Below are 7,074 nucleotides of genomic sequence, written 5' to 3' on the forward strand. Positions count from 1 at the left end.
GATATGTATAATTGAATTTGAGATTTTATTCATTTGAAGTTATGCTATTATAATAAGTAACCAAAAGCTTATTGATTGGAGATATTCATTATGGGGGAAAACGAAGAAAAAGAAATTGAAATTCTGGATATTCCAGATACAACAAAATATTGGTTTGTTCGTGCTAATACTGCTGCTGAATATCTGGTTGATTTTTATAATAACAATTACATTGCTACTGATTCAAGCAACCAAAGGCTAATTGATTTCATTACTATTCCGAGCAATATTCGTTCATCAAATGACGCACTTAAGACAACATATAAAGCCATGTTTAATGATCGTGATATTGCCTCATATGAAAATGATATTCATAATAAAAGGAAGACTAACCAGGAACGTGCAGAAGATCTGGAGCAAATACGCAGACGTAGTACAAGTCGTGCCAACACGACTTTTAAATTTGTCGAACTAATGAATATTGGTGACTTTATTTTTGTTCCATTTAAATCTTCTGAAAAGTTTCTGGTAGGTATTGTTACATCTGATGTTTTTGATGGTTCTATCAGGCATGTTCAACTATTAGATAATCAAGGTAATAATACATATCATATTAGTCCATACAAATTTAAACGCAGAGTGGTTTGGATTAAGAAAATAATGCGATCACAATTTCCGGAAAAATTATCATGGATTCGAAATGCACATCAGAGTCTATTTGATATTACGGAGCAGGGTGCGGATGTCTTAAATCCTGTTATAGCTCCTATATATAGATACAGAGGAAAAGTGTATTGTCGAATAGGTGTGAATACAGATAATCAAATTAGTAATTCTACGTGGTTAACTTATCAATTGACACTTCAGAACATTCTTGGAAAAGAAAACAATGATCGTGTTTTTCAAAAATCTAGAGTTCAATCAAAGGGTGACCTAATTCAATTTGCTGCCGATAATTGGTGGTGGCTGATCATACTCATTTGGCAAGGACTTTTTGGTGAAATTGATTTTAACATAATATTCTTAAAGGGAACGTTTCACGGTCCACTAAAAAAATTCCTTCCCTCCGAAAAGAAAAAAGCTGAAGAAGATAAACAAGAAAGAGATTTATCCAACCAACATAAACAAGCTGACATTGATAAAATACAATCTGAAACGGAGAAGAATAATGCTGAAACTAGGAAGTTAAACTTGGACATTGAACAAAAGAAAACTGAAATTGCGAAATCAAGGGAAATAGCAGAACAGGTAAAGGGTGAGATAACAAACGTAATGAGTCGGCTTCCAGAAGACAGCCGAAACAATCCATCTATTAAAAGTGCTGTAACAACACGAATGCAACGTAACTCGGAGCGATTTGCTGCAAATAACCATGAAACGGTAAAAGAAAGGGATAACATAAAAGTTGTTAAAGTAGACGCGGATAAGATTAGGCGGAATATGAAGCTATCGAATGAAAGCGTTGGGACGCCAGTGGAACTACAAAAGCAGATTGATAGGTTAAAATCTTTACCAGACAATGACACACACAAAGCTCAGTAAATATCGGTTCCAAACAAAAACGAATAAGTTATAAATAGTAAATATTTGTAATACAATACGTCTTTTTTATAAAAAGTCCAGAGGAATAGCTTTAATAGTTATTCCTCTGGAATCTTCATAAAATAATGTTTAGTTGAAGGTTACAGTGGATTATTTAAAGATGCATTTTAAACAAAAATTTGGTTATTATATCGTATTCTCCCCCCCCTCACTCCACTCATCCTTCGCCTCAAATGGTTCCGCCGTCTGCTTCGAAATAAAACTAAAATAACTAATTCCATCTTTCCACTCACTCGGTTCACCCCATGTAAGTGAGCGTAAATTCCTGTTGTCGTAAGTGAAGGCATACAGGATCTTTTTTTGATCGTAGCCGGCGGTGTTGACAAATTCGGGGTACGAAGTACCTTCGGCCGGATATTCTTTAGCAACTGTTTGCTTGAACTCCAGTGAATATTGGTTGTTTTTCGAGGAGTGTTCCAGCTCATCTACATCTCTGCAGTTATACCTTTCCATCCAAATTTTTACCTGATCAATTTTAATCCTATACCGATTCTCGATTCCAGACGCTGTCATTTTGACGTCTTGAATTAAGCCGATATAGAAGAGCTTTTGTTCTAGGGTGTATATGGGTCATTTTTGACCCATATCAAAACTCCTTCCTAAGTAAACAAACTTTAATTATTTGCTTGTCTACTCAAGTATATCCGAGACAGTTATTGATGAGGTGTTTATAATTGCATTATTTTCTTTGGTTAATTAGCTTTCTTAGAATTGATATATCATCATCAGTGGGCTTACGAGCTCTGATATTTTGATGAAGTTCAAAAAACAGATGGTGTTGCCAATAAATTGGACTATCCCTGGGTGTGTGCGCACTTTCATGGAACTTAGTGAGCCATTTTTCTGTAAACTCTTTTAGATCGTTTGGTAACAGACAATAAGGATAGGCTATTTCAGATAACGTGACTAAGTAATCTGGAAAGTGATTTAGAATAAGTTCGTTATTTTTCAAAATATCTGAACATGTCAAGGCCATTATAGCAATTAGGACAGATGGATCTGGTACTTCCCAATTCAATACGGATCCATAGCTCATGAAATCAATTTGGCCACTGATATTATTTCGATTGGCCCCTTTCAACAAATCGATCATATTATTAAACATTAGTTCTTTGTCAGGAATTCTGGTTAAATACGTATAGGAAACGTAGGTTGCTATTTTTTGTAATTGCTGCGAATTAACTGCTTTATTACACAGTATTCCAATTTGTTCAGATACAGTTTTAAATCTATCTTTAGGTATTTGGATTGATCCAGAATATAAATGTTCAAATTCAGAAAATGCGTTGTCAAATGTTTCATTTGGGATGTTTCTGCTAAGTGTTTCGATCTCCATATTGGTGACCCCCTTTACCGGAACTGAGCCATAAAACAATCCGTGGAATTGGGTTGAAGAAAATAAGCGTTGTGACCTGTCATTCAGTTTTTGTAAGTAAAGCTGAAAAGCAACCTTGGGGTGTTTCCCTGGAAACATTTTAGTGGGGTCGATTAGTGTGATTGCATATTTATTACATTCTCTTTGGAGTGAGTCACTATACTCAAAAGCAATCATGTAAACGGATATACTTCGTTTTGCAAGAATGTTTTCCAACTCTAAAAAAATTTTTTGTAGGTCTGGATCTCTGAAGCTATATCCAATAAATAGTAAATTATTAGTCATAAGATGACTTTCTAGCATAATATCAAGGCCGCTTCTTACTTTCATTCTGTGTTTATAATCATTCTTTGTAATAATGAGGTTATCTGGGTGATTATAATCTCCATGAAATTTAATTAATGTTTTGGGGGAAGGAGTATTTTTCTCAAAGTCATTAGCCGAGCAGATGACATTAAGATCCCGGTTATATTTTTTCATCATTGTTTCGTACACATTATCGAAATTAGTTGTGTAGGTTATAGGAAAAGCATTACTCATGAGCATTAAATCGGCTGTTCCTTTATCATCAATAAATTCCGAAATTTGAAATTGACTTCTTAAAAAAGCACATAATCCTTTTCTGCCAAACTTATTTTCAAATAATTGAGCAGCATTTAAAAAATAGTCAGTATCTTGTGTATTAAGATGACTGAGATCAACTTTAGATCCCATGTCTTTAATTAGGTTATCCCATGAAGGGTTAAATTCGATTGATGTACCAGCTCCTAAGAATGGTATCACTTTCTTATTCGCTACCATTCTTGCTAAGGTGTCTAATTGTTTTTCAGAACTGTTCTCTTGCATGAATACAATTCTCCTTATATTGTGAATGCATTACCGAGGTACTTATTTTGCTAACTAATCTATCATAAGGATATGTTTTTCTTATGCGAACATTCTACCTCAAGGAACGTACGTTCGTCAAAGATGAAAAAGGAATTCCATTGTCACCAAATCCTGGGTATGGGTTGTGACAAAATCAAATTATTAATCGTTCGTTTATTCATTAATAATCACTGAGGGGATTCTTATGTCAAAGTTTATTTCAAAACAATATGAGGTTTAAAATGTATCTATATAGGGAAGTTTTAAATTGGATTACCTGAATTGCAAAGGCCTTTTGTCTGAAAGTTAGTTAAAGTCAGAGATTTAGTGGATTCACTGTATAAAGACGTTCCGATTCGTTACATCATTACTTGGAACAATACTAAAGTGAAACTAAAAAGTCGTGATTCTGCTGTTGGCAAGAAGATCGTCATTGATGGTCAGCAAAGAATTACGGTGTTACTAACACCCTATAGTGAATTCAGTCATTGAAGGGAGTTTTTAATAACACTTTTACCGCCATTTATCAATTTGACAACGTCCCGAGCGATCCAAAAACAATATAATTTTCATCAGAAACGAGGGATGATTTATGGAAGAAAAGTACACTTGGCGACCGATTTTTAAAGAACTTAGCCGTAAGCTTTTGGATTATCGCGATCATCAAGATGAGCTTTTGAATATGGGGTCAAAAGCGCTTCATAATGCGAATATGAAAGATTTTTCTGACTTACACATGATTGATCCGTTTACATTCTTTGGGGCGTTCATGCGCAGTGGGGCGGTTCCTAATCGATTACATATTTTAAGGGATATCAAAGACGAAATGGGCTTGGTTTCGGAAATGCCAACTGATCTTGCCGGACTGCCGACATTGAACCCAATGCAGGCATGGTTTTGTTTCCCTGGTAGCACAGTGGAAGAAATTACTAACTTTTGGAATCTGTTTGAAGATACCTTTAATCTGGATCTAACTGATGAAGAAAGCCGAAGTCGTTTTATTAGTGATTATCACAAAATTTATACCATGAAAGGCATTCATTCGAGAATCACGTCAGGCCTTTTCTGGGTTCGCCCAGACCTGTTCTTTAGCCTGGATAGTGCAAATACCGGCTATCTGTTTGAATTGATCGACAGACAATCACTTTCAAAAATTGAGGATCAGATGAAACATTTAAAGAAGAGTACATCTGGAACTGACTATCTTAATTTTTGCAATGATATGAAGGCTTTACTCAATAAATTTCAGCTGAATTTTGTTGAGTATAGTGATCAAGCCTATTTGAACAAGGATCTGCCTCATTACTACTGGATGAATTGTGATCCAGCTATTTGGGATGTTTCTAGTGAAAATGAAAAGAGTATTCAAAGTTATACCAGGAAGAACGAGAGTGGAAATTCCAGAAGAATGGTCTCGGCATTTAATGAAATTAAAGAAGGGGACCCAGTTATCGGTTACGTCTCATCTCCAAGAAAAAATGTGACTACCTTATTAACTGCCATCCATTCTAGTAATCAATCTGAAATTATGGTCCAAGTGGATAAACAATTGACGCAGCCAATTGTTTCAGAGCAACTGGCTCAAGATCCGATTGTAGGCACATTTTACAATGGTACTAAGCAAGGCAGCCTTTTTCGTATGCGTAAGGTTGAATATGATCAGATTTTGAAACTCAGTCAGTTAAGTGGAAATGACATTGTTATCGAGTCGGCTAACAAGATAACCCCTTACACTGAAGAAAACTTTCTCAACGAAGTATTGTTATCCAAAGATCAATTACAGCAACTTGAAAGATTATTAATTCGCAAGCAGAACTTAATCCTTCAGGGACCTCCTGGGGTTGGAAAATCATTTATTGCTAAGCGGCTTGCTAAGGTGATGTTGGATGATCAATTAGATCCAGCGGAACATATTAAAATGGTCCAATTTCATCAAAGCTATGGTTACTCAAATCTAATGATGGGTTATGTGCCTTCAGGAGATGGTTTTAAGCTTCAACATGGCGTGTTTTACCGCCTTGTTCAAGAGGCCATCCAACATCCTAATGAGAAATATTTCTTCTTAATCGACGAGATTAATCGAGGGAATGTTTCCAAAATTTTTGGTGAATTATTGATGCTAATTGAAGCAGATAAGCGCAGTTCTAGCAATTCTGTCACGCTACTGGATGGGTCAACTTTCTATATTCCTAACAATATCTATTTAATTGGAACCATGAATACAGCTGACCGGGGGTTAACGCGGATGGATTACGCTTTAAGACGCCGATTTAGTTTTTACACCATTCATCCCGCTTTTAATTCACTTAAGTTTCAACAAATATTGGCTCAAGATGATGATCCAACTGCTCATGAGTTGATTGCTGGGTTACAAGCCCTTAACTCTGATATCGATAAAGATGAGACTCTTGGTAAAGACTTCGAAATTGGCCATAGTTATGTCATGAATGACAATAAAATTGCCAGCTTGCCATATTTACAGGACTCAGTGTTGTATGATATCATTCCTCAACTTCAAGAGTACTGGCAAGATGAACCGGATAAGACGAATAGTTATGTTGAAAGTTTGAAAGAAGAAGCTGGTTTAAATGAAAGATAGAAATATTCGTATCCAAAATATCTTTTATATGCTTGCTTTTGTTTACGATAAATTAAATTACGCCGGTTTTCAGAAATTAGGAACAGAGGAACTTTGAGGATGGTTATGATTTGTTGGGAAAACTATTTTTGCATGCATGTAAGCTTCAGTTAATTCGTGGCTTCCCACACGATTATCGCGGATATACTGAGAAAACCGCTTATCCCCATGGGCAAATTCAAATGACGGACTCCATTACTCAAGGCGCGTTAATTGACCATCAAGTGATTGTTCAGGATGATTCTTTTTCTGCCAATATTCCTCAGAATCAACTAGTTAAAATGGTGCTGTCAAGGATTGCTCACAGCAAAAGCTTCCCCCATGATCAACGTTTGTTGGCTAAGAAAATGTGGCGAAATTTTTGGCCGGTTAAAAATATTAATTCAAATGATTATTCAAGTGTTAAACGTTACTTACACAGAATGGGGCAAGATGGCTCACTGCTGGTCTTGTTGTCAGAAATATTGATTGAAGGGAAAATTTTCGCAACAAATAATGAAAATTATAAAATGGTCAATTTTGAAGATCAATTGATGGTAAGCACTAAATAATTGGACGTATTCAAAAAGGCATTCGAGCATGTTATTCTTCAGATAACACAATCGAATGCCTT

At 35.6% G+C, this 7,074-nt stretch carries 5 protein-coding genes and 1 pseudogene; 4 read left to right on the plus strand and 2 right to left on the minus strand.

Annotated elements, in window-relative coordinates:
* Positions 1–90: 90 nt before the first annotated feature.
* Positions 91–1,521, plus strand: a complete 1,431-nt coding sequence (locus QUF07_RS07500; RefSeq protein WP_289427110.1) for a DUF8426 domain-containing protein — start codon at positions 91–93, stop codon at positions 1,519–1,521.
* Positions 1,522–1,707: 186 nt separating this feature from the next.
* Here QUF07_RS07500 and QUF07_RS07505 read toward each other — a convergent pair whose 3' ends face one another.
* Together QUF07_RS07505 and QUF07_RS07510 are read right to left on the minus strand one after the other, a co-directional pair.
* Entirely contained in the window at positions 1,708–2,034 is a 327-nt protein-coding gene (locus tag QUF07_RS07505) for a hypothetical protein (RefSeq protein WP_289427111.1), read from the minus strand.
* A 226-nt stretch (positions 2,035–2,260) separates the two neighbouring features.
* Positions 2,261–3,802, minus strand: a complete 1,542-nt coding sequence (locus QUF07_RS07510) for an SIR2 family protein (protein ID WP_289427112.1) — start codon at positions 3,800–3,802, stop codon at positions 2,261–2,263.
* Between the two features lie 288 nt (positions 3,803–4,090).
* Here QUF07_RS07510 and QUF07_RS07515 point away from each other — a divergent pair.
* The 3 genes and pseudogenes from QUF07_RS07515 to QUF07_RS07525 all read left to right on the plus strand — a co-directional run.
* Positions 4,091–4,285, plus strand: a pseudogene (locus QUF07_RS07515) (DUF262 domain-containing protein); the annotation flags it as partial.
* A 130-nt stretch (positions 4,286–4,415) separates the two neighbouring features.
* The gene (locus tag QUF07_RS07520; RefSeq protein WP_289427113.1) at positions 4,416–6,422 is read left to right on the plus strand and encodes an AAA family ATPase; all 2,007 of its coding nucleotides are present in this window, start codon (positions 4,416–4,418) and stop codon (positions 6,420–6,422) included.
* A 113-nt stretch (positions 6,423–6,535) separates the two neighbouring features.
* Entirely contained in the window at positions 6,536–7,012 is a 477-nt protein-coding gene (locus QUF07_RS07525) for a 5-methylcytosine restriction system specificity protein McrC (RefSeq protein WP_289427114.1), read from the plus strand.
* Positions 7,013–7,074 lie beyond the last annotated feature (62 nt).

The organism is Lentilactobacillus sp. TOM.63 (assembly GCF_030361045.1).
GTDB classification, from domain to species: domain Bacteria; phylum Bacillota; class Bacilli; order Lactobacillales; family Lactobacillaceae; genus Lentilactobacillus; species Lentilactobacillus dabitei.

Bases quoted from the DNA above. Each gene is read 5' to 3' on its own strand.
- QUF07_RS07510 (WP_289427112.1), bottom strand. From the start codon at position 3,802: ATGCAAGAGAACAGTTCTGAAAAACAATTAGACACCTTAGCAAGAATG.
- QUF07_RS07500 (WP_289427110.1), top strand. From the start codon at position 91: ATGGGGGAAAACGAAGAAAAAGAAATTGAAATTCTGGATATTCCAGAT.
- QUF07_RS07505 (WP_289427111.1), bottom strand. From the start codon at position 2,034: ATGGAAAGGTATAACTGCAGAGATGTAGATGAGCTGGAACACTCCTCG.
- QUF07_RS07520 (WP_289427113.1), top strand. From the start codon at position 4,416: ATGGAAGAAAAGTACACTTGGCGACCGATTTTTAAAGAACTTAGCCGT.